Annotated in this window: 28 protein-coding genes and 3 tRNA genes; 19 read left to right on the top strand and 12 right to left on the bottom strand. The window is 70.6% G+C overall.

The annotated features are described in order from the left end of the window. Nucleotides 1–56: 56 nt before the first annotated feature. From DV20_RS38680 to DV20_RS38665, 4 genes are all read right to left on the bottom strand, one after another. Nucleotides 57–539 (bottom strand): hypothetical protein, encoded by a 483-nt coding sequence (locus DV20_RS38680; protein ID WP_152603812.1) that lies wholly within the window; start codon nt 537–539, stop codon nt 57–59. Between the two features lie 5 nt (nt 540–544). Further along, nucleotides 545–1,099 carry a SigE family RNA polymerase sigma factor gene (locus tag DV20_RS38675; RefSeq protein ID WP_043788476.1) on the bottom strand — a complete coding sequence of 185 codons (555 nt, stop codon included), beginning with the start codon at nt 1,097–1,099 and terminating at the stop codon, nt 545–547. 4 nt (nt 1,100–1,103) lie between these two features. Then, on the bottom strand, nt 1,104–1,409 hold the full coding sequence (locus tag DV20_RS38670; protein WP_043788475.1) for a hypothetical protein: 306 nt from the start codon (nt 1,407–1,409) through the stop codon (nt 1,104–1,106). Nucleotides 1,410–1,579: 170 nt separating this feature from the next. Continuing rightward, nucleotides 1,580–2,779, bottom strand: coding sequence for a L,D-transpeptidase (locus DV20_RS38665; RefSeq protein WP_084093902.1), 1,200 nt, complete (start codon nt 2,777–2,779; stop codon nt 1,580–1,582). Between the two features lie 469 nt (nt 2,780–3,248). Here DV20_RS38665 and DV20_RS38660 point away from each other — a divergent pair, with 469 nt between their 5' ends. After that, the gene (locus tag DV20_RS38660; RefSeq protein WP_003097368.1) at nt 3,249–3,452 is read left to right on the top strand and encodes a cold-shock protein; all 204 of its coding nucleotides are present in this window, start codon (nt 3,249–3,251) and stop codon (nt 3,450–3,452) included. 114 nt (nt 3,453–3,566) lie between these two features. Here DV20_RS38660 and DV20_RS38655 read toward each other — a convergent pair whose 3' ends face one another. Beyond that, the gene (locus DV20_RS38655) at nt 3,567–4,010 is read right to left on the bottom strand and encodes a hypothetical protein (protein ID WP_043788472.1); all 444 of its coding nucleotides are present in this window, start codon (nt 4,008–4,010) and stop codon (nt 3,567–3,569) included. Nucleotides 4,011–4,878: 868 nt separating this feature from the next. Here DV20_RS38655 and DV20_RS38650 point away from each other — a divergent pair. The 7 genes from DV20_RS38650 (at nt 4,879) to DV20_RS38620 (ending at nt 7,835) form a co-directional block, all read left to right on the top strand. After that, nucleotides 4,879–5,133: a hypothetical protein gene (locus DV20_RS38650; protein WP_003097372.1), complete on the top strand. Its 255-nt coding sequence runs from the start codon at nt 4,879–4,881 to the stop codon at nt 5,131–5,133. Nucleotides 5,134–5,282: 149 nt separating this feature from the next. Next, entirely contained in the window at nt 5,283–6,059 is a 777-nt protein-coding gene (locus DV20_RS38645) for an SCO6745 family protein (RefSeq protein ID WP_043788469.1), read from the top strand. A gap of 117 nt (nt 6,060–6,176) precedes the next feature. Next, a tRNA-Glu gene (locus DV20_RS38640) sits at nt 6,177–6,249 on the top strand. Nucleotides 6,250–6,293: 44 nt separating this feature from the next. After that, nucleotides 6,294–6,367: transfer RNA gene (locus DV20_RS38635), tRNA-Asp, on the top strand. A 31-nt stretch (nt 6,368–6,398) separates the two neighbouring features. Further along, nucleotides 6,399–6,472, top strand: a tRNA-Phe gene (locus DV20_RS38630). A 187-nt stretch (nt 6,473–6,659) separates the two neighbouring features. Beyond that, nucleotides 6,660–7,010: a YciI family protein gene (locus tag DV20_RS38625; RefSeq protein ID WP_043788467.1), complete on the top strand. Its 351-nt coding sequence runs from the start codon at nt 6,660–6,662 to the stop codon at nt 7,008–7,010. Nucleotides 7,011–7,043: 33 nt separating this feature from the next. After that, nucleotides 7,044–7,835 carry an arylamine N-acetyltransferase family protein gene (locus DV20_RS38620; protein ID WP_043788465.1) on the top strand — a complete coding sequence of 264 codons (792 nt, stop codon included), beginning with the start codon at nt 7,044–7,046 and terminating at the stop codon, nt 7,833–7,835. Here DV20_RS38620 and DV20_RS38615 read toward each other — a convergent pair. Both DV20_RS38615 and DV20_RS38610 read right to left on the bottom strand, forming a co-directional pair. After that, complete coding sequence (locus DV20_RS38615) at nt 7,829–10,150, bottom strand: sensor domain-containing protein (protein WP_043788463.1); 2,322 nt, start codon at nt 10,148–10,150, stop codon at nt 7,829–7,831. The genes DV20_RS38620 and DV20_RS38615 overlap by 7 nt on opposite strands. 65 nt (nt 10,151–10,215) lie before the next feature. Further along, nucleotides 10,216–10,926 (bottom strand): rhomboid-like protein, encoded by a 711-nt coding sequence (locus tag DV20_RS38610; RefSeq protein WP_235191121.1) that lies wholly within the window; start codon nt 10,924–10,926, stop codon nt 10,216–10,218. 169 nt (nt 10,927–11,095) lie between these two features. Between DV20_RS38610 and DV20_RS38605 the strand changes: the two genes are divergently transcribed. Next, on the top strand, nt 11,096–11,638 hold the full coding sequence (locus DV20_RS38605; protein ID WP_043788459.1) for a hypothetical protein: 543 nt from the start codon (nt 11,096–11,098) through the stop codon (nt 11,636–11,638). Here DV20_RS38605 and DV20_RS38600 read toward each other — a convergent pair. Then, complete coding sequence (locus DV20_RS38600; protein ID WP_043788458.1) at nt 11,625–12,077, bottom strand: pyridoxamine 5'-phosphate oxidase family protein; 453 nt, start codon at nt 12,075–12,077, stop codon at nt 11,625–11,627. The two genes, DV20_RS38605 and DV20_RS38600, sit on opposite strands and share 14 nt — an antisense overlap. A gap of 87 nt (nt 12,078–12,164) precedes the next feature. On the opposite strand from DV20_RS38600, the gene DV20_RS38595 reads away from it, so the two are divergent. Beyond that, nucleotides 12,165–12,740, top strand: coding sequence for a TetR/AcrR family transcriptional regulator (locus DV20_RS38595; protein WP_043788457.1), 576 nt, complete (start codon nt 12,165–12,167; stop codon nt 12,738–12,740). On the opposite strand, the gene DV20_RS38590 is transcribed toward DV20_RS38595, so the two are convergent. Beyond that, the gene (locus tag DV20_RS38590) at nt 12,691–14,013 is read right to left on the bottom strand and encodes a nucleobase:cation symporter-2 family protein (RefSeq protein ID WP_043788810.1); all 1,323 of its coding nucleotides are present in this window, start codon (nt 14,011–14,013) and stop codon (nt 12,691–12,693) included. The genes DV20_RS38595 and DV20_RS38590 overlap by 50 nt on opposite strands. Nucleotides 14,014–14,132: 119 nt before the next feature. On the opposite strand from DV20_RS38590, the gene DV20_RS38585 reads away from it, so the two are divergent. Both DV20_RS38585 and DV20_RS38580 read left to right on the top strand, forming a co-directional pair. Next, nucleotides 14,133–15,272, top strand: a complete 1,140-nt coding sequence (locus DV20_RS38585; protein ID WP_235191120.1) for a 5-methyltetrahydropteroyltriglutamate--homocysteine S-methyltransferase — start codon at nt 14,133–14,135, stop codon at nt 15,270–15,272. Further along, nucleotides 15,272–15,589, top strand: coding sequence for an NIPSNAP family protein (locus DV20_RS38580; protein WP_043788455.1), 318 nt, complete (start codon nt 15,272–15,274; stop codon nt 15,587–15,589). Before DV20_RS38585 ends, DV20_RS38580 begins: the two co-directional genes overlap by 1 nt. A 53-nt stretch (nt 15,590–15,642) precedes the next feature. Here the strand turns inward: DV20_RS38580 and DV20_RS38575 are convergent, their stop codons facing one another. Next, nucleotides 15,643–16,098, bottom strand: coding sequence for a hypothetical protein (locus tag DV20_RS38575; protein WP_043788453.1), 456 nt, complete (start codon nt 16,096–16,098; stop codon nt 15,643–15,645). 115 nt (nt 16,099–16,213) lie between these two features. On the opposite strand from DV20_RS38575, the gene DV20_RS38570 reads away from it, so the two are divergent. The 3 genes from DV20_RS38570 (at nt 16,214) to DV20_RS38560 (ending at nt 19,076) form a co-directional block, all read left to right on the top strand. Then, nucleotides 16,214–16,996 (top strand): IclR family transcriptional regulator, encoded by a 783-nt coding sequence (locus DV20_RS38570; protein ID WP_043788451.1) that lies wholly within the window; start codon nt 16,214–16,216, stop codon nt 16,994–16,996. 57 nt (nt 16,997–17,053) lie between these two features. Continuing rightward, entirely contained in the window at nt 17,054–18,268 is a 1,215-nt protein-coding gene (locus DV20_RS38565; RefSeq protein WP_043788449.1) for an NAD(P)/FAD-dependent oxidoreductase, read from the top strand. A 70-nt stretch (nt 18,269–18,338) separates the two neighbouring features. Continuing rightward, entirely contained in the window at nt 18,339–19,076 is a 738-nt protein-coding gene (locus DV20_RS38560) for a Clp protease N-terminal domain-containing protein (protein ID WP_043788447.1), read from the top strand. A gap of 96 nt (nt 19,077–19,172) precedes the next feature. On the opposite strand, the gene gndA is transcribed toward DV20_RS38560, so the two are convergent. Both gndA and DV20_RS38550 read right to left on the bottom strand, forming a co-directional pair. Next, entirely contained in the window at nt 19,173–20,612 is a 1,440-nt protein-coding gene (gndA, locus tag DV20_RS38555) for an NADP-dependent phosphogluconate dehydrogenase (RefSeq protein WP_043788446.1), read from the bottom strand. A 141-nt stretch (nt 20,613–20,753) separates the two neighbouring features. After that, complete coding sequence (locus tag DV20_RS38550; RefSeq protein WP_043788444.1) at nt 20,754–21,674, bottom strand: MBL fold metallo-hydrolase; 921 nt, start codon at nt 21,672–21,674, stop codon at nt 20,754–20,756. A 236-nt stretch (nt 21,675–21,910) separates the two neighbouring features. On the opposite strand from DV20_RS38550, the gene DV20_RS38545 reads away from it, so the two are divergent. From DV20_RS38545 to DV20_RS38530, 4 genes are all read left to right on the top strand, one after another. Next, a complete protein-coding gene (locus DV20_RS38545; RefSeq protein WP_013222333.1) occupies nt 21,911–22,774 on the top strand; it encodes a helix-turn-helix domain-containing protein in 864 nt (287 codons plus the stop codon). A gap of 101 nt (nt 22,775–22,875) precedes the next feature. After that, on the top strand, nt 22,876–23,727 hold the full coding sequence (locus DV20_RS38540; RefSeq protein ID WP_043788443.1) for an SAM-dependent methyltransferase: 852 nt from the start codon (nt 22,876–22,878) through the stop codon (nt 23,725–23,727). After that, nucleotides 23,699–24,547: an SAM-dependent methyltransferase gene (locus DV20_RS38535; protein WP_043788442.1), complete on the top strand. Its 849-nt coding sequence runs from the start codon at nt 23,699–23,701 to the stop codon at nt 24,545–24,547. The genes DV20_RS38540 and DV20_RS38535 overlap by 29 nt, the downstream gene beginning before the upstream one ends. Next, a complete protein-coding gene (locus DV20_RS38530) occupies nt 24,544–25,152 on the top strand; it encodes a class I SAM-dependent methyltransferase (RefSeq protein WP_043788441.1) in 609 nt (202 codons plus the stop codon). Before DV20_RS38535 ends, DV20_RS38530 begins: the two co-directional genes overlap by 4 nt. The last annotated feature ends 5 nt before the right edge of the window (nt 25,153–25,157 follow it).

Here is a 25,157-nt window from a genome sequence, read left to right as displayed (position 1 = left end):
CGGAAGAACGAGTGTGCCCCGTCCGGATCACCGGGCGGGGCACACCCGCGTCGCCGCTAGCTCCTGGCCGTCGGCGCTTCCGGCCGGGTCTGGACGGGAACCGAGCCGAGCGACGGGGTGGTCGTCCGCGCCGCGCCGGAAGTCCGCGGGCCCGCGGACGGCGCTTGCGGGACCGACGTCCGCTGCGGGCGGGGCCGGGTCGACCCCGGCTGCACCGACGGTTCCGCCGGCGCGATCGACGTCGGCGGGACTTCGAGCGTCGCGGGCGGCGGTGCCGGGGAAGTGGTGCCGATCGTGGACAGCCCGGGCCGGGCCGGCTGCACCGGTTCCGGGGGCCCGACGCGGTGGCCGGCCAGGAAACCGGCCACCGCGAGGACGACCGCCGTCGCGGCCGAGGTGCCCGCGACGGCGAAGCGCTTGCGTCGTCGCCGGACCCGGCCGCCGCGCTCGATCACATCGGTGGCTTCGAGGCGCATCGGCGGCTGCGGGCCGCCGGCCGCGCCGGTCAGGATCGCGCGGACGTCGTCTTCGGGGTCCATGTTCGTCACCTCCTCTCCGTCGGTGCGCTGAAGCTCAGCGCACCGTAGTGCGGGCCGAGCCGGTTGCGCAGCGTGGCCAGGCCGCGGGAGGCCTGGCTCTTCACCGTGCCGGTGCTGCAGCCGAGCGCCTTCGCCGTCTCCTCGACGCTCAGGTCCTCGAAGTACCGCAGCACCAGCACGGCGCGCTGCTTGGGGGCCAGCACGGCCAGCGCCTGCCGGACCAGTTCGTCCCGGCCGCTCGCCGCCGGTGCCGCCGGGAGCTCCGGCGGGGTGTCGGTGAGCCGCTCCCGTTTCCACCTGCTGCGCCGGTGCTCGGCGAGGAACGTGCGCAGGACGACCTTGCGCGCGTAGGCGTCCAGCGCGTCGTGCCGCGACAGCCTCGGCCAGGCGAGGTAGAGCTTGAGCAGCGCGGCCTGCGTGAGGTCCTCGGCCTGGTGCCAGTCCCCGCAGAGCAGGAAGGCGGTCGACCGCAGGCTGTGCGCGCGCTCACCGAAGTACCGGGCGAACTCGCCGTCCCACGGCGAGCCCGGCCCGGTCGACGGACGGGAGCGGGAGATCACCTGGTTACCGGGTCTCCCACACGGCCGGCAGGTGCAGGTCACCGGTCGGGCCGGCCGGGACGGCGCGGGGGACGCGCGGCACCTGACCCGTGCGAGCGGGCCGGGTCTCGCGCGGCGCGGGAGCCACGGTCGGGGCGCCGGGACGGAGGGAGGCCGGGGCGGGGGCCACGGTCGGCTCGCCCGGCCGGGGCAGCTGGGTCTGGGTCGGCGCGGCCGGCGCCTGCGCCTCCGAAGCCAGCGCGATGCCACCGGTCAGGGCGCCACCGGCGAGCACGAGCGCGCCGAGGGTCAGGGCGATGCGGATACGCAAGACAGCTCCTCATTCTCGCGGGCGCGGCAGGGGATCGCCGCGCCTCTGCCCGTAGTCATGCGGCGGGTGATCACCGGGGTTGCATCGGATTCCGCGGGTTCCGCGCGGAAAACACGAACGGCCGGGAAGCCCGCAGGGGACTTCCCGGCCGCCCGGTGTTCGACGGTGGTTCAGCGGGCGAGCGCCGACAGCTTCTGCCAGCTCGCCCAGTCGTAGGTCCAGTCGCTGTAGTCGCCGTCCTTGGCGCTCAGCGTCTGCGTGCTGCCGGTGATCTCGACCGGGTCGCCGGTCAGCGCGCCGTCGAAGTACTCCTTGGCCCGCGCCGGCGAAAGGTTCAGGCAGCCGTGGGAGATGTTCTTCTTGCCCTGGGCCCAGACCGACGCCGCGAGGCCGTGGATGAACTCGCCGTTGTTGGAGATCCGGACCGCCCACGGCACGTTGACGTCCGTGTAGTTGTACCGGGGGTTGCTCATCGAGTACGTCGCGTGCTTCGACATGACGACGTGCACGCCGCTGTGGGTGACGCGGCCCGGGTCGGAGTCGAGGCCGTAGCTGACGGGGTAGTCGGCGATCTGCTGGCCGTCGCGGATCACCTGCATCGTGTGCTGCGTGGTGTTGCCCTTGACGATCTGCGAGCGTCCGATGGCGAAGCTGGCCGACACGTCCTGCTTGCCGTACACGCCGTCACCGATCTTGACGCCGTAGATCTTGGCGTTGACCTTCACCTGCGTGTTGGGCTTGAAGTACTCCTTCGGCCGCCAGTGCACCGAGGCGTCGCCGGGCATCCAGGCCCACGCGCCCTCGGTCTTCGGCGTGGTCTCGACCGACAGCGCCTTCTCGACGGAGGCCTTGTCGGTGACGCGGCTCGGGAAGGTCAGCGCGATCGGCATCGCGATGCCGTACGTCTGGCCGTCACCGACGTTCAGGCTGGCCGACAGCTGGCGCTTCGGCTTGACCGTGGTGAACGCGCCCCCGATGGCCACGTTCTTGCCGTCGGAGCCCTGCGCCTGGCCGGACCAGGTGTAGGTCTTGCCGTAGCCGAGCTGCTCGGTGGTGCTCCAGCTCTTCTTGTCCGGCGACGTCTGCCCCTGGACCTGCTTGCCGTCCGGGTTGGTCAGCGTGACCGACATGATCGTGCCGTCGGCGACCTGGACGCCGACCGGTTCGCCGGGCGCGACGTCCTGGGCGCCGCCCGCCGGCGTCACCGTCAGTTTCGCGGGCTGCGCACTCGGTGCGGGCGAGCTGGTCGGGCCGCCCCCGCCGGTGCCGCTCGCCGACACCGTGGGTTCGCTGCTGCACGCCCCGAGCGCGAGCACGGCGACCAAGCCCAGTGCCACGGCAGCGCCCCGGCGCCGCGTGGAGATCCTCACCGTCACACCTATTCCCCTTTGCCCCTTTTGGTGCTTCCCCTCTTCGAGACGCCTCGCAGACCGTGTACGTTGAGCAACAATGGTGTGACGCGTGTCACAACGGTCGGCGATGGCTTTCACTAAGGGGGCACGGCCGACTCCGAGCCGTATCCGGGGATCACGGTGTCGCTGTGCTGCGCCAGACTAGCCGCCGGGGACGACAGAACCGGGCGCGAGCCCTACGACGTTCCGGTGACCTTGGTGCGCAGAGCGGGTTTTCGCCTCGATCACGGGGTTCAACTTTGGCCAGATCCCGGTAGTCTGCTCTCAGGCCGTCGTTTTGCGTGTTCGTGGCTTCACACTCGCGGAACTTCTGACGCGAGCCATGGAGCCGACCCGCTTCTGACTCGTCTCGTTGGAACCGCCCGGGACGGTCGGGGTGCCGCTTCGGTGGCATTCGAAGCGGATCTGTGTAACGAGGAGTACAGCGGTGGCGCAAGGCACTGTGAAGTGGTTCAACGCGGAGAAGGGCTTCGGCTTCATCGCGCAGGACGGCGGCGAAGGCGACGTGTTCGTTCACTACTCGGAGATCGAGGGCCGCGGTTTCCGCACCCTCGAGGAGAACCAGCGGGTGGAGTTCGAGGTCGGCCAGGGCCAGAAGGGTCCGCAGGCCCAGAAGGTCCGCGCGATCTGAGACGAGGCTGAAGAAGCCTCACAGGCCCTTTTGTGCGTCTCAAGGCCTGAGTGAAGGGCCCCCGGCAGCTTGCCGGGGGCCCTTTCTCATGGGGCTTGGGGTGGCGCGGGGGGTTCAGCGCCGTGCGACGGCCGGCGCGTCGAAGGCGTCGGCGGGGAAGTGGAACTCGTCGGTGAGGTCGCTGACTTCGCCGGAGCCGGCCTGCTGCCGCTGATCCTGCGCGGAGGCGGCCTGCCCTTCCCAGTTGAGCCGCTCGAGGATCCACTCCTGGGCGAGCGCCTGCGGCGAGATCTGCCGCTCGGCGGCGATGTCCTTGAGCTGCTGGCTGGCGACGAGGCTCATCCGCAGCTGGTAGACCTGAGCCTCACCGAACCGCTTGCCGGACCCGGTGCTCTCGAGGTCGTTCTCGGGCGCGAGCGCGGCGAGGTACGAGGTGAGCTCGGTGTCCTCGACGACACCGTCGTCCGCAGCCTTCGCGGCACCACGATGACGCCCGGAAGACGCAACGGCTTTCAGGTTCGTGCGGCTGCTCAAGCGGCCAAGGGAGGGAAGAGGCACGACGCCACGATAACGTTTGCATCTCGCCACACAAAACCACTGTGAGCTACAACACCCCAAGAACCCCACCCATTCAGCCCACCAACCACCCATTAAGCCCAACCCCCCACAACACAAAGCAACCCCCACCTAACCCACCGAGTCGATCACCCAAAGCAGAGACTCACCTCGCGCGGAACCCACCTCGCAAAGGCGGCCAGCTCACAGGAGGCCGGAACTCACCTCGCGAAGGTGGCCAGCCTTGCCGGGTTCCGAATCTCGCCTCGCGAAGGCAGCCAGGCTCACTAGGGCGCCGGACCTGACTCGCGAAGGCGACCAGACGCGCTAGCGCACCGGACCTCAACTCGCAAAGGCAGTCAGAGCCGCCAGGGACGCCGAACTTAACTCGCAAAGGCAACCAGACCGCCAGGGCGCCCAGCGCCCGAAGCGCCACGGAACCACGCTGGGAGCTGCACCAGAGGCACCGTGGGGGGTCCGGGGGGCTCGGCCCCCCGGGTCGGCACACCGAAATGCCGGTGCCCGTGCGAAGGGCGAAGCCCGAGCAGGGCACAGAAATGGAGGACCCCCGCGCCAGGGGGAGGAACGCGGGGGTCGGAGGGGATCTCCACAGGCGCTGACCGGGGGTGTGTCAGCTCTTCGATTGTTGCACGAGTTGGGTGGTTGGGCGAGTGGAGAGCGGGAAATTTCCCCGTGTGGTGTCACATGGGCGCGGGGGTGACGTTCGTTCGGGTGGGGTTCTTCTTCCGTCTTGCCGATTGCGCTGCGTTGAGCGGAGCGTGGGCTCAGGTTCACTCTCCGGGGGGCTGTGTGTGGTGGCCGGTGCTGGTTAGCCTCGCGGCCAAGTTGTTGTGAGCCGTGTGGAGGGGCTATGAGCGGGTCTGTTGAAGTGCGGCAGTTCCTCCTTCGGTACGAAGGTGCCGATGGGGGGAGTGCTCCGTTCGCGGGGGCGTTGCCGGCGCAGCGGAGTGGGGCGGCGGATGCGCAGCGGGTGTCGGATGATCAGGTCCGGCGGGCTCGGCTGGCGGTGGCGCATGGTGCGCTGGGGGTCGAGGACTGTGTTCAGTTGCTGGAGATGCTGGGTCTGAACCTGGATGAGGACGGGCAGGCGCCGGTTCAGCGCTGAGCGGGTGGGTCCGGCGTGGTGTGCCGGACCCTTCCGGTGATATTTCTGCTGGTTGTGCCGCTTTTCGGGAAGTAATTGCCAGGGTGTGGCCCACTGTTTGACGTCGGTTTCGTAACAGTGTTACGGTTGCGGTGTCGAAAGGGGCTGACGTGACGACGCTCGAGGGAACGGCGGGTCTGGCGCACCGGATCCGGCCGGTGGTGCAGGTGCTCGGCGGGAAGTTCATGACGTCGCCGGAGCTGGCCGCGGTGGAGGCGGAGGTGGGGCTGCCGCCGCGTTCGCTGTACGTGCGGGGGCGCTCGGCGGTGCTCGGGGACGTCCCGCCGAAGGTGGCCGCGGAGCTGTTCGGCATCTTCCCGCACTGGCTGTTCGAGTTCGTCCTCCCGCCGGCGACGGCCGCTCTCGACGCGCCCGCCGCGGTGCGCGCCTACGTGGAGTCATCGGCTCGGTGGTCGCGCGTCAGTCTTTCGGCCGTACCGGAGCCCGGCCGCGTGGCGGAGTTGCTGTTGCGCGTTGTCGACGCGGCGGACGCCAGTGGGCTGGCGCTCTTCGCGGGCTGGAAGAACGCCGAACGTCCCGCGGGCGACGTCGAGCGCCTCGGCTTCGCGCTGATGGTCTTCCGCGAGCTGCGCGGGGGCCTCCACTTCGCGGCCCTGCGGGCGGTGGGCCTGCCGGTGCCGGAGGCGGTGATCGCGGACCCGGAAGGTGGTCGCGCGCGCCTGCTGCGCACGGCGTGGTCCGAGGGCGCGGCCGACGAGCTGGTCGCGGCGGCGGAGCGCAAGCCGGACCTGCGCGACCGGTGGCAGCGCGCCGAGGCGCTGACCGACGAGCGGATCGGCGAACTGCTGGCGTCGGCGCTGACCGAGCCGGAGCTGGCGGAGCTTGATCGCCGCCTGGCGGAACTAGCGGTGTTTGTGCAGGTCTAAGCCTTGCCGAAGGCTTAAGGAACCCCCTGTGCAAAGCGGTGGCGGCGTGCCCTATGCTTGTAATCGCTCCCAGGGGAACCTGAGAGCGCGGTCGGTCGGTCACCCGAAACCGACCGGGCTCCCATCGTTCAGCGGCCTAGGACTCCGCCCTTTCAAGGCGGCAACGCGGGTTCGAATCCCGTTGGGAGTACGCAGTACGCAGTACCGTAGTAAAGCAAGACTGTAGTAACGCAAGGCCCTGTGGCGCAGTTGGTTAGCGCGTCGCCCTGTCACGGCGAAGGTCGCGGGTTCGAGTCCCGTCAGGGTCGCAAGATCGTTCGGCTCCTTGCCGGCGTTCCCGGCCAGGTAGCTCAGTTGGTACGAGCGTCCGCCTGAAAAGCGGAAGGTCGCCGGTTCGACCCCGGCCCTGGCCACCGTTCTGATCAGCCGAAACAGCCCCCACCGAACCCGGCGGGGGCTGTTTCGCGTGCGCCCCGAATCAACGCGCGTTAGGCCGAACGAGTGAACCGAGAACCTCCGTGTCCGGTCCGCGAAAGCCGCCCCGACCCACCGGCGAAAGGCAGCCCACCCGGGGCGCCACCCACACACGGGGAGCCGGACATGCGTTACCTCCTTACCCTCCACATGAACCCCACCCTCTGGGGCACCCTCACCGACGACCAGAAGAACGCCGTCTACGCCGGACACGGGGCCTTCATCGAGCTCATCACCGAGTCCGGTGAGATGGTCGAGACCAAGGCGCTCGCCGAACCCGGGGACACCAAGACCGTCCAGGTCAAAAACGGTGTTGCCCAGACCAAGAACGGCGGCTACGTCGAGTCCGAGGCCTTCCTCTGCGGCTACTACGTCGTCGACGTCGAGAGCGAAGCTCGGGCCGTCGAGCTCGCCGCCAAGATCCCGGATGCGCAGTACACCGCCGTCGAGGTGCGGAAGGTCGTGCACGAAGGTTGACCTCGATCGAACTCGAGGTTTCACCATGGATCCATGACCACTGAAGGGGAATGGGGCATCGACGCCGTCGACCTCGACGCCTACCTCGCGCGCGTCGGGCAGCCGCGGCGGGCGCCCTCCGAAGCCGCGCTGACCGAACTCATGCGGGCCCACGTCGCCGCCGTGCCGTTCGAGAACGTCGACGTCGTCCTCCAGCAGCACCAGGGGATTTCGCTCGACGTCGTCAGCGCGAAACTCGTCGGACGGCGGCGGGGCGGCTACTGCTACGAACAGAGTGGCCTCTTCGCCGCCGTCCTCGAGCGGCTCGGCTACACCGTGCACCGGCTCTCCGGGCGTGTGCAGCCGCGGCGGCCCGGGCCCTACACGCACATGACGCTCGTCGTCGACGTGGACGGCCGGCAGTTCCTCGCCGACGTCGGGTTCGGGGCCGGGATCGTCGAGCCGATGCCGCTCGTCGACGGCCAGGAAACCGACCAGGCCGGGTGGCTCCACCGCCTCCGGCACGAGAACGGCTGGTGGACGCTGCAGAAGGGCGACGAGGACATCCTCGAATTCCGCCTCAACGAAATGCACCCGATCGACTACGAGGTTTACCACCACTACACCTCAACGCACCCGAAGTCGCCGTTCACCGGGCGGCTGGTGATCATGCGGATCGAGCCGGGGATCAGCCGCAAGCTGCTCGGCCGGGAACTCACCGTCGAAAAGCCCGACGGCAGCAGCGAAACCACCACCATCGCCCCTGACGAGCTCGACGCCACCCTCAAGGACCTCGGCGTCGAGCTGACCGGGGACGAACTGGCCCGGCTGAAGCAGGTCTACTGACCGAACAGCTCGGCCGCCGGCACCGGGCGGCCGAGGTGGTAGCCCTGCGCCTGGTCGCAGCCGAGCGCGCGGAGCAGCTCCAGCTGCTCCGCCGACTCGACGCCTTCGGCGATCACCGTCAGGTCCACCGCGTGGGCCATCGCGATGATGCTCGTGACGATCGCCTCCGCGTCGCGTGACTCGGCGATCCCGGTGATGAACGAGCGGTCGATCTTCAGCGTGTCCAGGGTCAGCCGGCGCAGCTGGGCGAGCGACGAATACCCGGTGCCGAAGTCGTCGATCGCCAGCAGCACGCCTAGTGATCGCAGGGACGCCAGCACCTCGGCGGCCGCTTCCTGGTCGCGCATCAACGCGCTTTCGGTGACCTCCAGGCACAGCGCGGCCGCGGGCAGCCCGGTCTCCGCCAGCGCGTCCTGGACCGCGGTGACCAGGTGCGGGTCGTCGAGCTGGCGGGTGGAGAGGTTGACCTTCAGCGTCAGGTCCAGGCCCCGCGCGCGCCACGCGGCGAGTTCGCGGGTCGTCGCGCGCAGCATCTCCTTGCCGATCACGTTGATCAGGTCGCTCTCCTCGGCGAGCGGGATGAACTCCGCCGGCGAGATCGCGCCCTGGCGGGGGTGCGTCCACCGCATCAGCGCCTCGACCGCGACCATCTCGCCGGTCCGCAGGTCGACGACCGGCTGGTACGCGGGCCACAGCTGGCCGTCGTGGACGGCGTCGCGCAGGTCCTGCTCCATCCGCAGCCGCCGCTGCACCCACTCGCGCAGGCTGACGTCGAAGAAGTGGTGGCGGCCCCGGCCGAGCGCCTTCGCCTGGTACATCGCGACATCCGCGTCGCGCAGCAGGTCTTCGGCGCTGCGGCGGTCGTCGCGGCCGACGAGCACGACGCCGATGCTCGCGTCGAGGTGCAGCTGCCTGCCCAGGACGCCGATCGGCTCGGCCAGCACGGCCCGCAGGTGCTCGGCCAGGGCGCGGACCTCGCCCGGATCGGTGACCTCGGCGGTGACGACGACGAACTCGTCGCCGCCCAGCCGCCCGACCAGGTCGTCGCGACCCGAGCCGCGGCGCAGGCGCTCCCCGACGATCCGCAGCACCTGGTCGCCGACCGGGTGCCCCAGCGAGTCGTTGATGACCTTGAACTTGTCCAGGTCGAGGAACAGCACGGTGACCGCGCCCCGCTCGCGGACGTCGAGCCTGCCGAGCACCAAGGTCCGGTTCGCCAGCCGGGTCAGCGGGTCGTGGGTGGCGTCGTGCGCGAGCTGCGCGCTGATCGCGCGGGTCTCGGTGATGTCGGTGAACGACGTGACCACGGCCATCGCCGCCGGGTCGTCCGAGGCGAGCAGCCGCGAGGTCAGCGACACCCAGACGTCGCGGCCGTCCGGCCGGCGCAGGCGGACGACCAGGCCGTTGTGCGTGACGCCGGTCCGCCGCGTCCGCACCGACGGCATCTCGTCCGGCGGGATCCACTGCCCGGACTCGGTGAACAGCGTCAACGTGTGGCACGGGACGCCGATCAGGTCGGCTTCGGCGACGCCGAGGATCCGGCAGGCCGCCGGGTTCGCCGCTTCGATGAGCCCGCCGGCGCCCATCACGAGCACGCCTTCGTCGAGGGACGCGACCACCGTCCGGTAGTTCTGCTCGGCCCGCCGCCGCGCCGTTTCGTCGGCGCAGACGAGCACGTAGCCGTCGTTCATCTCGGCGGCCGAGACGCGGACGGCCAGCGGCGCGCCGTCCCGCCGCCGGTGCACCGCCTCCGCGACGCCGCCGCCGCGCCGGATGGCCGGCAGGTCGAGCGGGGCGCCGACGAGCTCGCTCGCGCGCCGCCCGACGGCCTCGGCCGCGGTCCAGCCGTACACCGTCTCGGCGGCCGGGTTCCAGCTGGTCACGACGCCTTCGCCGGTGGTCGCGATCAGCGCGTCGCTGACGTGCGACACCAGCGCGGCCTGGTAGCGGAGGGCGTCGGCGGCCGCCTTCTTCGCCGTGATGTCGCGCATGACGACCTGGTACGCGGCCTCCCCGCCGAGGCGCACCAGCACCGTCTCGACGGCGAACTTGCTGCCGTCCAGCCGGGACATCAGCGCTTCGACGGGCTCACTGGCCTGCCCCGGCTCGGTCAGCCGGGCGAGGGTCTCGACCACCGCGGGCCGCGAGTCCTCGGCGACGAAGTCGGTGAACCGGCGGCCGACGACCTCGTCGGCGGAGCGCGCGGCGAAACTTTCGAGGGCCGCGCGGTTGGCGTAGGTGAGCACGCCGTGCTCGTGCACGCAGATCGCGTCCGGACTCAGCTCGACCAGCTGGGCGAGCGAGTCGGCCTGCATGTGCGTCCGTCCCCCGTGAAGTCGGCGTGTGGCCCGTCGATTACACCACCGACTCCGGTCCCTGCCTACCCGGCGGAATCCGGGCTCGGCCTGCGGATGCGCTCCCGCAGCCACGGCCCGCAGACCAGCAGCCCGAAGTGCGCGGCGAACGCGTGCCCGAGCAGCGTGACGACCGAGCCGAGGCTGCCCGGGTCGTCGCTCAGCCAGATCACCGCGATGAACGCCTCCGTCGCGGCCAGCGCGAGCAGGCGCACGTAGCCGGGCGCGAGGAACACCAGCGCGCCGGCGGTGGTGAAGAAGCCGTAGCTGACCCCGAGGTCGAGCCAGTGTCCGGCCGAGTGCGGCAGCACGTGCGCGCTGATCAAGGCCATCACCGGCAGCTCGGTGACGAGCGTGGCCACGACGTGGCCGGCGAAGAACACCAGCGCCGCGCGGCGGGCCCCGAACCGGCGTTCCAGCGGCGCGACGGCGACCGCGAAGATCAGCGCGTAGGCGAACCAGCTCTCGCCGGACAGCCAGATCGCGCTGGTCAGCAGCGAGGTGAGCGGCCGGCGCCCCAGGTTGTGGGCGTCGGTGCTGGACAGCTCGAGCAGCCGGGTCGTCACCGCCGGGTCGGCGAACTCGAGCAGCAGCGTCGTGCCGAGCAGGACGATCAGGTAACCGAAGGTGAACGGGGTCGTCTTCGGGTTGGGGACGTACCGGAGCAACGACCACCGGCGGGCGACCGTGACGGGCCGGTCGGCTCTCAGCAGCATGGGCCGAGCTTCGGTGGTCATGCTGCGAGTATCACGAGCGTCAGCTTAGAAAACGCTGTGGATGTCACTCACCGTCAGATCTTGCATTACGTGACGAATTTTTGCCGTTGCTTCACCCGTTCGGGGTCTTTTTACGGTAAGAATACGGCCACGATGTCGGCCGAAAGGCCTTTCGGGAAGGTCTGCCGGGGTGAACGACGAGGTATCGGTCGCCGAGCTGCTCGTGCGCGAGGGCTGGGGCGACCGTCCGGGACCCGGCCAGTCGCGGTGGCGGGTGGTCGCGGTGATGCTCGCCGTCATCGTGGGCTGCGGCGCCGCCGCGACCCTGGTCGCCTTCGGCGGCAAGGAACGCCAGGACGCCTCCCCGGTCGACCAGATCCAGGTCATCCCCTTCCCGCAGCGCACCACCGGGCTGGGCGGCGCCGACCAGGCCACGGACTCGCCGCCCGACGGCGGGATCGGCGGCGGCACCGGCGGCGACGTCGTCACGGCGTCGAACGAGCACCGCGGCACCGTCACCGAGGTGCCGGGCCGCGACCCGGCCACCACCGAAAGCACCGGCACCGGAACGGCGAACCCCACCACCACGGCGTCGGGTTCCGAACCTCCGGCCACCGGCAGCGCGACGACGACACCGCCGAGAAACCCGCCGTCGGCCAGCGGTCGCCCGCCGACCCAGACCACCACGCCGCGATCCGAGCCGTCCTGCGTCCTGGTGATCATCTGCTGGTGAGCTCGTCCGCGAGGTCGCTGAAGTCCGAGGTGTTCCAGCGCTCCGGGCGCATCACGAGCGCGATGTTGCGCCCGTGGGCTTCGTCGGTCGCGTCGGTGTACGCCTCGCTCACCCCCGGCGGCAGGTAGCGGGCGGCCATCTCGTGCCGCTCCGCCTTCGTCATCGGCCACGAATCCACCACCGGGCCCTCGACCGAGACGTACTTGTAGACGCCGTCCTGCTGCTGGACGCAGAGCGCGAACCGGCAGGCCGCCTCGATCAGCCGGGCTTTCCGCGACCCGGGTGACGTCATCACGACGACGTCACCACCCGGCTCGTAGCGGTACCAGATCGGCGTGGTCAGCGGCGCCCGCCCGGGCTCGGCCGCGACGCTGAGCACGCCGACCTGCGGCTCGGCGAGGAACGCTTCGCGCTCTTCCTTGGTCATCTTGCGAGCCATCCCGGTCTCCTTAAAGCCAATCGCTTTGACTTAAGGCTAGCCGGGGGCCGACCACAAAAGCAAACAGTTTCGCTTTAGGATGAGCGCATGACCCGACCCGGCGGCCGCAGCGCCCGTGTCCGCGACGCGGTGCACGACGCCGTCGTCGAGTTGCTCGCCGCCGGCGAAATCGACGCGGCGATCCCGAAGATCGCCGAGCGGGCGGGCGTCAACCCGACGAGCATCTACCGGCGCTGGGGCAGCCGCGAAGCGCTCCTGCTCGACGCGGCGGTGACGCGCCTGCGGTCGACGTCACCGATTCCGGACACCGGCTCGCTGCGCGGCGACCTGCTCGGCTGGGCCGAGGGCGTCGAACACGCGATGCGCGACCGGCACGGCCAGATCCTGCTCCGCGCCCTGGTCGCGACGATGGGCCCGGCCGAGCAGCCGGTGGAGTACCTGCGCGCCCGCGGGGAGGACCTGCAGGCCGCCCTCGACCGGGCCGAGGGGCGCGGCGAGCCGGTGCCGACGGTGGACGAGGTGCTCGACTTCGTCCTGGCCCCGCTCTACCTGCGCGTGCTGTTCCGGCGTCCGATCGGACCGGGGACGGCGGCCGGGCTCGTCGACCGGTTGTTCACGGCGCTTCGAGCAGGTCCGGCTCCGCGCGCCGGCCGAGGTGGTTGAACAGCAGGTTCAGCGCGAACGCCAGCACCGCCGCCACCGTGATCGAGCTGCCGCAGATCGTCTGCAGCCACGCCGGGAAGTGCTTGAAGATGTCCGGTGCGAACGCCGGCAGGAGGCCGACGCCGAGGGCCACCGCGACGATGAACGTGTTGTGGTTGCCCGAGAACTCGACCGTCCGGAGGTTCTGGGCGCCGACCGCGGCGACCATCGCGAACATCACCACCGCGACCCCGCCGATCACCGGCTCCGGGATGGCCGCGATGAACGCGCCGATCTTCGGCACCAGGCCCATCAGCACCAGGATCCCGCCCGTCACCGCGACGACCCAGCGGCTGCGCACGCCGGTCATCCGCACCAGGCCGACGTTCTGCGCGAACGCCGTGTCCGGGAAGGAGTTCATCACCCCGCCGAGCACGGCCGAGACGCCGTCGGTGGCCAGGCCGCGCGCGAGGTCGGCGTCGGTCGGCGGGCGCCCGGTGATCTCGCCGACCGCGATCATGTCGGCGGTCGACTCGGTGAACGTCACCAGCATGACCACGCACATCGACAGGATGGCCGCGACCGGGAACGCCGGGGCGCCGAAGTGGAACGGCGACGCCAGCCCGAACCAGCCGGCCGCGCCCAGCCCGTCCCAGTGCACCAGGCCCATCGGGATCGCCACGACCAGCCCGATGGCCAGCGCGAGCAGCGGCCCGATCTGGTTGGCGAACCCGCGCAGCACGCGGGTGAAGAGCACGAGCAGCGCGAGCACGCCGAACGCCAGCCCGATGTGGGACGGCGCCGCGTAGTCCGGGGACGCCGGGTCGTGGCCGGCGATCATCGCCGCGCCCGGGCCGAGCAGTGAGACGCCGATGACCAGCAGCAGCGTCCCGGTGACCAGTGGCGGGAAGAACCGGATCAGCTTCGCGAACGGCTTCGCGATGAGCAGCCCGAACACGCCCGAGGCGAGCATCGCGCCGTAGACGGCGGGCAGGCCGTACTGGGACGCGATCAGGATCATCGGGTTGACGACGGTGAACGTCGCGCCCGCCACCACCGGCAGCCGGATGCCCAGCAGCTTCCCGATGCCGACCGCCTGTACCAGCGTCGCGATGCCCGCGACCAGCAGATCGGCGTTGACCAGCAGCCCGATCGTCGCCGGGTCGAGCTTGAGCGCGCTGCCGACGATCAGCGGCACCGCGACCGAACCGGCGTACATGATCGACATGTGCTGGAGGCCGAGCAGCGCGAGCCGTCCCGCGGGCAGTACCTCGTCGACCGGGTGTTTCGCCATGATCACGCCCCTTTCCCGGGGCACAGCCAACGCGGTGCCGGTGACGGTGGCAAGTCCCGGACGTGATCATCGTGTTTCGGGGGGCGGCGCGAAGGCCGGGAATGTGTGACCATCGGTGCATGACTTCGGGTGGCATTTCCCAGGTGGGCCCGCCGTTTCGCGCCGATCACGTGGGGAGCCTGCTGCGGCCCCCGGTGCTGCGCGACGCGCGACGGCGGCATGAAAGCGGTGAGATCGGCGCGGAGCAGCTCCGCGCGGTCGAGGACGACGCGATCCGCGACGTGATCAAGATGCAGAAGGCCGCCGGGCTGAGCTCGGCGACCGACGGCGAGTTCCGGCGCGCTTCCTGGCACATGGACTTCATCTACGCGCTCGGCGGCATCTCGAAGAGCGACCAGCGGCTGCACGTCAAGTTCCACAACCTGGCGGGCGATCTCGAGTTCAGCCCGCCGGGGCTGCAGGTCGACGGCAAGGTGCGGCTCGACGAGCCGATCTTCGCCGACCACTTCGGGTTCCTGCAGTCCCATGTGGACCCGGGCGTGACGCCGAAGCTGACCATCCCGTCGCCGAGCATGGTCTACTACCGCGGCGGCCGGGCCGCGGTCAGCGAGAGCGTCTACCCGGACCTCGAGGAGTTCTTCGCCGACCTCAGCGCGGCCTACCGGCAGCAGGTCAGCGCGATGGCCGGCCTCGGCTGCCGGTACCTGCAGCTCGACGACACGAGCCTCGCCTACCTGAACGACCCGGCGCAGCGCGAGCTCGTCGCGCGGATGGGCGGCGACCCGGACACCCAGCACCTGCGCAACATCGCGACGATGAACGCGGCGCTCGAAGGCCGTCCGGACGGCCTGACCGTGACAACCCACCTGTGCCGCGGCAACTTCCGCTCGTCGTGGGCCGCGGAGGGCAGCTACGAGTTCGTCGCGGAGGCGCTGTTCGGCGAACTCGCCGTCGACGGGTTCTTCCTGGAGTACGACGACGAACGGTCCGGCGGGTTCGAGCCGCTGCGGTTCGTGCCGAAGGACAAGAAGGTGGTGCTCGGCCTGGTCACGACCAAGCGGCCGGAGCTGGAGGACCCGGACGTGCTGGTGCGGCGGATCGAAGAGGCTTCGCGCTATGTCGACATCGACCGCCTGTGCCTGTCCCCGCAGTGCGGCTTTTCCTCGACGGAGGAAGGCAACGACCTCACCCCGGACGATCAGCTGCGCAAGCTGGAGCTGATCGTCGCCACGGCCGACCGCGTCTGGGGCGGCCACTGATGATCACCTGCGTCGTCGACTACGTCATCGACCCCGCGAAGCTGCCGGACTTCGAGCGCTTCGCCGCGGCGTGGATGCGCCTGGTGCAGCGCGAAGGCGGCATCCACCACGGGTATTTCCTGCCGTCGGAGGGGGCGAGCGACGAAGCCCGGGCGCTGTTCAGCTTCGAGAGCCTGGCGGCGTACGAGCGCTACCGGACGCTGTTCGGCGTGGACCCGGACTTCGTCGAAGCGGACAAGATCCGCGAGGAGAGCGGGTGCGTGCTCCGGTACCGGCGCACGTTCATGCGCCCGCTGCTCCCGGATGACGAGATCTGACGAGATCTGACGTGGGGCGCCCCGGGACGCGTTCCCCGGGGCGCCCCACCGGATCAGCCGCAGTTGCCCCAGGTGTAGCGCCCGCCGGACGCGAGGTTCGAACCGCGCCCGACGAAGCCGTCGTACTGGACGCACAGGTTGTTCGCCGAGGCCTTGACGGCCGCGTAGTACGCGTACTGGCCGTCGTCGTCCTGCCAGTCCCCGCCCTGCACCTTGATCCCGGCGTCGACGTAGGTCTTCGTGCCGATGTCGACCGACTTGATGGTGGCGACGCAGTTGGCGTGCGCCGAGTTGTACATCAGGTAGACGTCGCCCCACTTGGCCGTGCCGTAGCGCACCTCGCGGTGGCCGTCGGACGCGAGCGACCACGACCCGCCGAAGTCGTTGGCGCACGCCTCCGCCGGGGTGTACGGGTTGGCCGTGACCGATGCCGATGCCAACGGCGCCGCGAGCGTGGCCGCGCCGAGTGCGGCCGCCACCGAGACGCCCAGTTCCGCCCAAAGTTTCACGATGTCTCCCCTCGTTGTGCCGCCCCTGGCGGGCAGCACGGTGTACACGCCGGGACCGCGCCCGTGGTTTAGCCGGCGGGTTGCGGCTTTTCTGCCGGGTGCGAAAACTGACCTCATGCGACACAGCGCGCAGCGGCCGCCGTCGGTGGTGGATCGCGTCCTCGACCTGCTGGGCGCCTTCACCGCCGAACGGCCGCGGCTCACGCTGTCCGAGCTCAGCCGCCGCGCCGGGCTGCCGCTGTCGACCACGCACCGGCTCGCCGGCGAGCTCGTGCGGCGCGGGGCCCTCGTGCGGGACGAAACCGGTGCCTTCCGCGTCGGCCTGTGGCTGTGGGAAGTCGCGTCGCTCGCACCGCACGGTGCCGAGCTGCGCGAGAGCGCCATGCCGTTCCTCGAAGACCTCTACGAGGCCACGCACCAGAACGTGCAGCTCGCCGTGCTCGACAAGACCGAGGTCGTCTTCGTCGAGCGGATCTCCGGCCGGGGAGCCGTCAACGTCCTCACGCGCGTCGGCGGGCGGCTGCCCGCGCACGCGACCGGCGTCGGCCAGGTGCTCCTCGCGCACGCCCCCGCCGAGGCCCAGGAGGAAGTCCTCGCCGGTCCGCTCAAGACGTTCACGCCCAAGACGATCGGCTCGCCCACGCGGCTGCGGCGGGTCCTCGCCGACGTGCGCCGGGACGGCTACGCCATCAGCGACGGCCAGATCGAACTCATCGCCCTGTCGGTGGCCGCCCCCGTCCGTGACGCCGCGGACGACGTCGTGGCCGCCATCTCCGTGGTCGTCCCGGCGGCGGGGACCGACCCGCGCACGCTGGTCCCGGCCGTGCGGGCCGCCGCCCGGGGGATCTCCCGGGTGCTGGGCGCGCCGCGGCCGTCGGGGGAACCACGCCTCGACTGACCGGACCCGGTGTGGTCGGATGAGGTCGAGGGCTGCCGGATGGGGTGAGGAGAAGGAATGACCACCGTGCTCGTCGTCGGTGCCGGTCAGAGCGGGTTCCAGGCCGTGGCTTCGCTGCGCGACCGGGGCTTCGACGGCCGGGTCGTGCTGGTCGGGGACGAGCCGGGCGTGCCGTACCAGCGGCCGCCGCTGTCGAAGGCCTACCTGGCCGGGACAGCCGGGCTCGAGCAGCTGCACCTGCGCGGTGCGGACTTCTTCGCGGAGAAGGACATCGAGCTGGTCGAAGCCCGCGTGGGAAGCATCGACCGCGCGGCGCGGAAGATCCAGCTCGAGGACGGCCGCGAACTGGGCTACGACTTCCTCGTCCTGGCCACCGGCGCCCGCAACCGGACGCTGCCCGTGCCCGGCGCGGACCTGCCGGGCGTGCTGACCCTGCGCACCCGCGACGACGCCGACCGGCTGCGGGAGTCCCTCAGCCGAGCCGAAAACGTCGTCGTGGCCGGCGGCGGCTTCATCGGGCTGGAGTTCGCGTCGCACGCCGGCCGCCCGGTGACGATCGTCGAGGCGCAGGACCGTCTGCTCAACCGCGTCGCGACGCCGGAGATCTCCGCCTACTTCGCCGACCTGCACCGCAACGCCGGGCACACCGTGCTGCTCGGCCAGGGCGTCGCGGCGCTGCACGGCGACGAGCACGTCCGCGAGGTCGAGCTGACCGACGGCACCCGGCTGCCGGCCGACCTGGTCGTCGTCGCCGTCGGGGTGGTGCCCGATACCGCGCTCGCCGAGGCCGCCGGGCTGCCGGTGCGCAACGGCGTCGTCGTCGACGCGCACCTGCGGACGGCGGACGAGCACATCTTCGCCATCGGCGACTGCGCCAACTTCCCGTGCGTGCAGGCCGGGGCCGAGACCCGGCTGGAGTCCGTGCAGAACGCCGTCGACCAGGCCCGTTGCGTGGCCGGGGCGATCACCGGCACCGCCGAACCGTACGGCAGCCTGCCCTGGTTCTGGACCGACCAGGCGGGCGCCAAGCTGCAGATCGCCGGGCTCCTCGCCGGCGCCGACCGGACGGTGGTCGCGGGCGATCCGGCCGAAGGCAAGTTCTCCGTGCTGTCCTTCCGCGACGACGTCCTCATCGCCGTCGAGTCGGTGAACCGGCCCGCCGACCACATCGCCGCGCGCCGCTTGTTCGCCGCGGAGCCGAAGCCCGCGTACGCCGACCTCGAAGCCAGCGCGTTCGACCTCAAGGCGCACCTGAAGGCGCGAGCGGCGTGAGGCGCACGCCGGAGGGGAGATCGTCAACTCGCGGTTGACGATACGAGATCGTCAACCTACAGTTGACGGCATGACCCTGCCGACCAACATCAAGCTCGACGACCTGATCCACGCGATCAAGGCCAACAACGACAAGGACGCCCTGGCTCAGCTGACCGACGCGGTCTACGTGGGTCAGCACCTCGGCGAGGTGGCCGACCACCTGATCGGCCACTTCGTCGACCAGGCCCGGCGGTCCGGGGCGTCCTGGACTGACATCGGCGCCAGCATGGGCGTCACGAAACAGGCGGCCCAGAAGCGGTTCGTGCCCAAGGTCGACCCGGGCGGCGACCCGTCCGGGACGATCGAGCGCGTCTACGGCCGCTACACCGACCGCGCGCGGCACGTCGTCGTCGAGGCGCAGAAGGCGGCCGCCGAGCACGCCAGCCCGGAGATCGACACCGTGCACATCGTGCTGGGCCTGCTGACCGAGCCCGCGGCACTGGCGGCCGGGGCGATCCTGGCGCAGGGCGTGCAGCTCGACGCCGTCCGCGAAGCCGCCGAGGCGCGGCTGCCCGAGCCGGTCGACCCGGCGCCGAACGTGGTCCCGTTCTCCGCCGCCGCGAAGAAGACCCTCGAGCTGACCATGCGCGAAGGCCTGCGGCTGGGGCACAACTACATCGGCACCGAGCACCTGCTGCTGGCGCTGCTGGAACAGGGCGAAGGCGCCGGCTTCGAGGTGCTCGACGGCCTCGGTGTCAAGAAGGACAAAGCCGAGGCGAAGATCGTGGAGGTGCTGGCGGAGCTGCTCGCCGCGCGGGGGCAGTGAGACTCCTGCTGGCTGCCGCGCTTCTCGCGCTGCTGCTGGTGACGCTGCTCTGACCGGGCGGGACCAGGGGGTCTTCCCGGTCAGAGCAACGGCTCATCAGGCGTCGGACTCCGGGCGGCCGTCGGCGGCCCAGGCCGTGTGGAACGAGCCTTCGCGGTCCACGCGGCGGTAGGTGTGGGCGCCGAAGAAGTCCCGCTGGCCCTGCACCAAGGCCGCCGGGAGGCGGTCGGCGCGGAGGCCGTCGTAGTAGGCCAGTGCCGTCGAGAAGCCCGGGGTGGGGATGCCGAGCTTGACGGCCGTCGAGATCACCGAACGCCACGAGTCCTGTGCGTCCTCGACCGCCTTGCGGAAGCCACCGGACGTCAGCAACGTCGGCAACGAAGGCTCGTCGGCGTAGGCCGCGGTGATGTCGTTGAGGAACTTGGCGCGGATGATGCAGCCGCCGCGCCAGATCGAGGCGACCTTGCCGAGGTCGATGTCCCAGCCGTACTCGGTCGCGCCCGCCTGGATCTGGTTGAAGCCCTGCGCGTACGCGACGACCTTCGACGCGTACAGCGCCTGCTCGACGTCGTCGGCGAAGCGTTCCAGCGACGAGCCAGACAGCGGCGCCGCCGAAGGACCGCCGAGCCCGCGGGCCGCCGCGCGCAGCGACTTGGACCCGGACAGCGAACGCGCGAAGACGGCTTCGGCGATGCCCGAGATCGGGACACCCAGGTCGAGGCCGATCTGCACGGTCCAGCGGCCGGTGCCCTTCTGCTCGGCGGCGTCCTCCACGACGTCGACGAACGGCTTGCCGGACGAGGCGTCGACGTGCGCGAGCACCTCGGCGGTGATTTCGATCAGGTAGGAGTCGAGCCGCCCGGTGTTCCACGTGCGGAACACGTCGGCGATCTCGGCGGGCGCGTAGCCACCCGCGTGCCGCAGCAGGTCGAACGACTCCGCGATCAGCTGCATGTCGGCGTACTCGATGCCGTTGTGCACCATCTTGACGAAGTGGCCGGCGCCGTCCGCGCCGATGTGCGTGCAGCACGGCTCGCCGTCGACCTTCGCCGAGATGTCCTCGAACAGCGGGCCGAGCGACTCGTACGACTCCTTCGAGCCGCCGGGCATGATGCTCGGCCCGTGCAGCGCGCCCTCCTCGCCGCCGGAGACGCCGCTGCCGACGAAGTGCAGCCCCCGCTCGCGCAGGGCCTTCTCGCGGCGGCGCGTGTCGGCGAAGTGCGCGTTGCCGGCGTCGATGATCACGTCGCCCTCTTCGAGCAGCGGCGCGAACTCCTCGATGACGGCGTCCGTCGGGCCGCCCGCCTTGACCATGATCACGACCTGCCGCGGCCGCTCCAGCGCGTTCACGAACTCCTGGGCGGAGTACGCCGGGATGAAGTCGCCCTCGTCGCCGAACTGCTCCACCAGCGCGCGGGTCCGCTCCTCGGACCGGTTGTGCAGGGCCACCGTGTGCCCGTGCCGGGCCAGGTTGCGGGCCAGGTTGCGGCCCATGACCGCCAGGCCGGTGACCCCGATGCTCGCCTTCTTGCTCATCCGCTTCCTTCCGAAGAACTCTCTCGATTCACCCTAGGCCACAGTGCGGCGCAGCCGCTCCGTTGAGGGCGGTGGTGGGGGCATGGATGGATAGTCCGATCGACGCCTCAAGGGAGGGCACGGAGGAGCAGCTCACCTAGTTCAGGAGAAGCAGCGGATCGGACCCTTGTTGAAGGCGAGCATGTCGGTGATGGCCGCGACCAGGTCGATGTCGGCGCCCCACTCGGCGCCGTCCAGCTCGGCGTACGCCCGGTGCAGGTTGCCCGGCAGCCGCTCCTGCTCGGTCAGCTCCGAGAACTCGCCGAGGTCGGTCTCCTTCGCCAGCTCCAGCGGCGACAGCCCGGCGGCCTTCCCGCGCTCGGCCGTCTTCTGGACGAAGGCGAGGTATTCGTCCACTTTGTCCACGACGTCCAGTCCACACGGGCCGCCGTGCCCGGGCAGGATCACCTCGGGAGACAGCTCGCGGATGACGTCGAGGCCCTTGCGCCACCCGGCCACCGAACCCATCAGCGCGAACGGGCTGCCGCCGTGGAACACCAGGTCGCCGGCGTAGAGGACGCGCTGCGCTGGCAGCCAGACGAGGACGTCGTTGGTCGTGTGGGCCGCGTGGCCGGGGTGGATGAGCTGGATCTCGACGTCGCCGGCGTACAGGGTGAGCCGGTCGTCGAACACGATCTCCGGCGGCCGCGACCGCAGCTCGCCCCAGTCGTTGCCGACGAAGATGCCCTCGAAGGTCTGGATGCCCTCGGCCGCCATCAGCTCGCGCGTCTTGCGGTGGCCGACCACGGCCGCGCTCGTCACGAGGTAGTTGCCGTTGGTGTGGTCACCGTGGTGGTGGGTGTTCACCAGGGTCGTCACCGGGCTCCCGGTGGTCGCTTCGACCGCCGTGAGCAGCGCGCGCGTGCGGCGCTCGCTCGAGCAGGTGTCGATCAGCACGGTGTGGTCGCCGGCGTCGACGAACCCGCAGTTGTTGATGTACCAGGAGCCGTCCGGCTGGACGTAGCCGTGGACCTGGTCGGCCAGCCGGGTGACGGCGGCGGCGGAGGGGGAACGATCGGTCACGGGGCCACTATGCCCCAGAGCGGGCTCCGCCGGTTGGCCGAATAATTCGGAATTTCGCTGGTCCAGGCGAGTGATACCCCAGGTGACTGGCATTCTGCGACGTTTCCTGGAACGCTGCGCGATGTCATCATCGAGATCCGCAAGGTGAAGCACTAACCTGGGTGGGTTCGATAGTTCGCGCGCGACGGCGACCGGGAGGCCGCCGTCGCTTGGTAGTGGTCCGGGAGAGCAGGGCGATGGCCAGCACCGTCACCTCGCGCCGGAAGCAGCTCGGGAACGAGCTCCGGCATGCCCGCACCGCGGCGCGGATGACACAGCAGCAGGTCGCCGAGGTCCTCGGCTGCACCCAGGGCAAGGTCAACAAGATCGAGTCCGGTGCCGTCGGGGTGAAGCTCGGGGATGTGCGATCGATGCTGAACGCGTTCGGGATCAACGGCGAAGAGGCCGACACGCTGATGAACCTGGCGCGGGCCGCCGCCGGGCAGCGCGGCCACTGGTCCGGCTACCGCTCGGTGGTGCCGCACTGGTTCCGCACCTTCACCGACCTGGAACCCGCGGCCGCGGAGATCCTCACCTGGCACGGTGAGCGCATCCCGGGTCCGCTGCAGTCCGAGCACTACATGCTCAAGCAGTTCACCGAGGCCGGCGCGACGGACGTGACGTCGCTGGTCCGCAACCGCCTCGACCGCAAGGCGGTGTTCGAGCAGCAGCAGCCGCCGTACTACCGCTTCATCATCAGCGAAGGCGCGCTGCGCCGCGCACCGGGCGGGTACGCGCCCGCGGTGATGCTCGACCAGGTCGAGCACCTGCTCTCGCTCGAGAAGCACCCGCGGGTCTACGTGCACGTACTGCCGTTCGGCGCCCGGCTGGCCGCGGTGCCCAACGACTTCACGATCATGCGGTTCCCGGACCGCACGCGGGACTTCGTCTACATCGAGCACTCCGCCGGCGGGCTCTACCTCGACGACGTCAAGGACTTCAACATCTTCGTCGACTCGTGGGACAGGCTGCGCGGAGCCGCGCTGGAACGCCAGGAGACCCGGCAGTTCCTCAAGGAGCTCGCGGAGGGTTACCGCGCCCAGATGCAGCAGCTCCAATAGGGCGAATGGCGGCCTCAGGTGTCCCGGGCCGTGAACAACTTTCGGTAGAGTCCCTCTGTTGCGCTCGAAACCACCGGAAGTGCCCGCCCGAAGGGGACATCGTGGACCCCGACTTCCTCCCCGACGTCATCGACCTCGACCGGCCGAACATCGCGCGCATCTACGACTGGGCCCTCGGCGGCACCGCGAACTGGGCCATCGACCGGCAGTACGGCGAACAGGCGCTGAAGGTGTTCCCGCTGGCGAAGACCCTGGCGCGCGCCAACCGCGAGTTCCTCGGCCGGGCCGTGCGCCACTGCCTCGCCGAGGGCATCACGCAGTTCCTCGACCTCGGCTCCGGCATCCCGACCGCGGGCAACGTGCACGAGGTCGCCGACGACTACGCCGACGACAGCCGGTGCGTCTACGTCGACAACGAGCCGGTGGCCGTCGCGCACGGCCGGATGCTGCTCGACGAGTCGGGCGACCCCGAGCGCCACGCCGTGCTGCACGCGGACCTGCGGGACGCCGGCGAGGTCTGGGAAGCCGCGCTGGCCACCGGCGTGCTCGACCCGGACCGGCCGATCTGCCTGCTGACCGTGGCGGTGCTGCACTTCCTGACGGACGTCACCGGCGTCCGCGAAGCCATTCGCGACTACCGGACGCTGCTGGCACCCGGGTCGGCGTATGTGCTTTCGCACGCGACCGAATCCGGCGTCGAAGGCGAAGAGCTGGAGCAGATCCGGAAGCTCGTGAAGCTGTCCGAACGGTCGAGCTCCCCGGCGGTTTCCCGGTCCCTCGACGAGATCGCCGCGTTCTTCGGTACCTTCGACGTCATCGAGCCCGGGATCGTGCCTGTGGGAGAGTGGCGCCCCGAGCCCGGCGCCGCCACGGTCCCCCTCGCGAGCGTGGTCGGCGGTGTCGGCCGCAAGCCTGGAGGACGCAATGACGACGCAGGACCCCGAAGCCCCTGAAGGCGTGGACCTGGACCGGCCGAACGCGGCCCGCATCTACGACTGGTTCCTCGGCGGCGACGCCAACTGGGCCATCGACCGCCAGTTCGGCGAGCAGGCGGTCAAAACCTTCCCGATGATCAAGACCGTCGCGCGCGCCGGCCGCGACTTCCTCGGCCGCGGCGTGCGGTACCTGGCGCGCAACGGCATCGACCAGTTCCTCGACCTCGGCTCCGGCGTCCCGACGGTCGGCAACGTCCACGAGGTCGCGACGGACGTCAACCCGGACGCCCGGTGCGTGTACGTCGACAACGAGCCGGTCGCGGTGGCCCACTCCCAGATCCTGCTGGAGCAGGAGGGCGTCGCGGGGCGGCACGCGGTGCTGCAGGGCGACCTGCGCGACCCGGCCGACATCTGGAAGCGCGCGCTCGACACCGGCGTCCTCGACCCGAACCGCCCGATCGCCCTGATCATGGTCGGCGTCCTGTACTTCCTCGGCGCCGACGAGCCGGTGGCCCAGACCATCCGGAAGTACCTGTCGCTGCTGCCGTCCGGCTCCTACTTCCTGTCCTCGCACCTGACGGACGACGGCCTGGAGAACATGGCCGACGCGGACAGCCGCGAGACGATCATGAAGCAGTACAACAGGTCGAGCACGCCGCTGACCCTGCGCAGCCGGGCCGAGTTCACGTCGTTCTTCGACGGGCTGGAGCTCGTCGAGCCCGGCATCGTCTACCTGCCCGAGTGGCACCCCGAGGAAATCGAGTCCCGGGCCACGAAGAAGCTCGCCAACGACCCGGCGTTCGTCGGCCACCTCTGCGGCCTGGGCCGCAAGCCTTGACGGCGGCCGCCTACGACGCGATCGCGGACCAGTACGCGGAATTCGCCGCCGAGGTCTGGGACAAGCACCCGCTGGAGCGGGCGCTGTGGACGGCCTTCGCGGATTCCGTGCGCGGCCGCGGCCCGGTCGCCGACCTGGGCTGCGGCCCCGGCCACCTGACCGCGCACCTGCGGTCGCTGGGGCTCGACGCGTTCGGCGTCGACCTGTCCCCGGCGATGGTCTCGCTCGCCCGGGCCGCCCATCCGGACCTGCGGTTCGAAGTGGGCTCGATGGCGGCACTGGAGCTGCCGGAGGCGTCGCTCGCCGGGATCCTGTCGTGGTACTCGGTGATCCACACGCCGCCGGCTGAGGTGCCCGGGTATTTCGCCGAATTCGCCCGAACGTTGGCGTCCGGTGGTCACGTTCTGTTGGGTTGCTTCGAATCCCAGGGCGCTCCGCTGACGTCGTTCGACCACAAGGTCACGACGGCCTACTGCTGGCCGCTGGACGAACTCGCGGGGATCGCGGCCGCGGCGGGCCTCGCCGAGGTGGGCCGGATGTACCGCGAGCCGGGCGCGGGCGAGCGGCCGCTGCGGCACGGCAGCCTGCTGCTCCGGAAACCGTAGCCACG

It is taken from the genome of Amycolatopsis rifamycinica (assembly GCF_000695625.1).
Taxonomy (GTDB): Bacteria; Actinomycetota; Actinomycetes; order Mycobacteriales; family Pseudonocardiaceae; genus Amycolatopsis; species Amycolatopsis rifamycinica.
This window is presented reverse-complemented; position numbering and strand designations above follow the sequence as displayed.

Coding starts and splice junctions, on each gene's coding strand:
- DV20_RS38680 (WP_152603812.1), bottom strand. CDS start 539: ATGGACCCCGAAGACGACGTCCGCGCGATCCTGACCGGCGCGGCCGGC.
- DV20_RS38650 (WP_003097372.1), top strand. CDS start 4,879: ATGAGCGGGTCTGTTGAAGTGCGGCAGTTCCTCCTTCGGTACGAAGGT.
- DV20_RS38625 (WP_043788467.1), top strand. CDS start 6,660: ATGCGTTACCTCCTTACCCTCCACATGAACCCCACCCTCTGGGGCACC.
- DV20_RS38620 (WP_043788465.1), top strand. CDS start 7,044: ATGACCACTGAAGGGGAATGGGGCATCGACGCCGTCGACCTCGACGCC.
- DV20_RS38615 (WP_043788463.1), bottom strand. CDS start 10,150: ATGCAGGCCGACTCGCTCGCCCAGCTGGTCGAGCTGAGTCCGGACGCG.
- DV20_RS38610 (WP_235191121.1), bottom strand. CDS start 10,926: ATGACCACCGAAGCTCGGCCCATGCTGCTGAGAGCCGACCGGCCCGTC.
- DV20_RS38600 (WP_043788458.1), bottom strand. CDS start 12,077: ATGGCTCGCAAGATGACCAAGGAAGAGCGCGAAGCGTTCCTCGCCGAG.
- DV20_RS38595 (WP_043788457.1), top strand. CDS start 12,165: ATGACCCGACCCGGCGGCCGCAGCGCCCGTGTCCGCGACGCGGTGCAC.
- DV20_RS38590 (WP_043788810.1), bottom strand. CDS start 14,013: ATGGCGAAACACCCGGTCGACGAGGTACTGCCCGCGGGACGGCTCGCG.
- DV20_RS38585 (WP_235191120.1), top strand. CDS start 14,133: ATGACTTCGGGTGGCATTTCCCAGGTGGGCCCGCCGTTTCGCGCCGAT.
- DV20_RS38580 (WP_043788455.1), top strand. CDS start 15,272: ATGATCACCTGCGTCGTCGACTACGTCATCGACCCCGCGAAGCTGCCG.
- DV20_RS38570 (WP_043788451.1), top strand. CDS start 16,214: ATGCGACACAGCGCGCAGCGGCCGCCGTCGGTGGTGGATCGCGTCCTC.
- DV20_RS38565 (WP_043788449.1), top strand. CDS start 17,054: ATGACCACCGTGCTCGTCGTCGGTGCCGGTCAGAGCGGGTTCCAGGCC.
- DV20_RS38560 (WP_043788447.1), top strand. CDS start 18,339: ATGACCCTGCCGACCAACATCAAGCTCGACGACCTGATCCACGCGATC.
- gndA (WP_043788446.1), bottom strand. CDS start 20,612: ATGAGCAAGAAGGCGAGCATCGGGGTCACCGGCCTGGCGGTCATGGGC.
- DV20_RS38545 (WP_013222333.1), top strand. CDS start 21,911: ATGGCCAGCACCGTCACCTCGCGCCGGAAGCAGCTCGGGAACGAGCTC.
- DV20_RS38535 (WP_043788442.1), top strand. CDS start 23,699: ATGACGACGCAGGACCCCGAAGCCCCTGAAGGCGTGGACCTGGACCGG.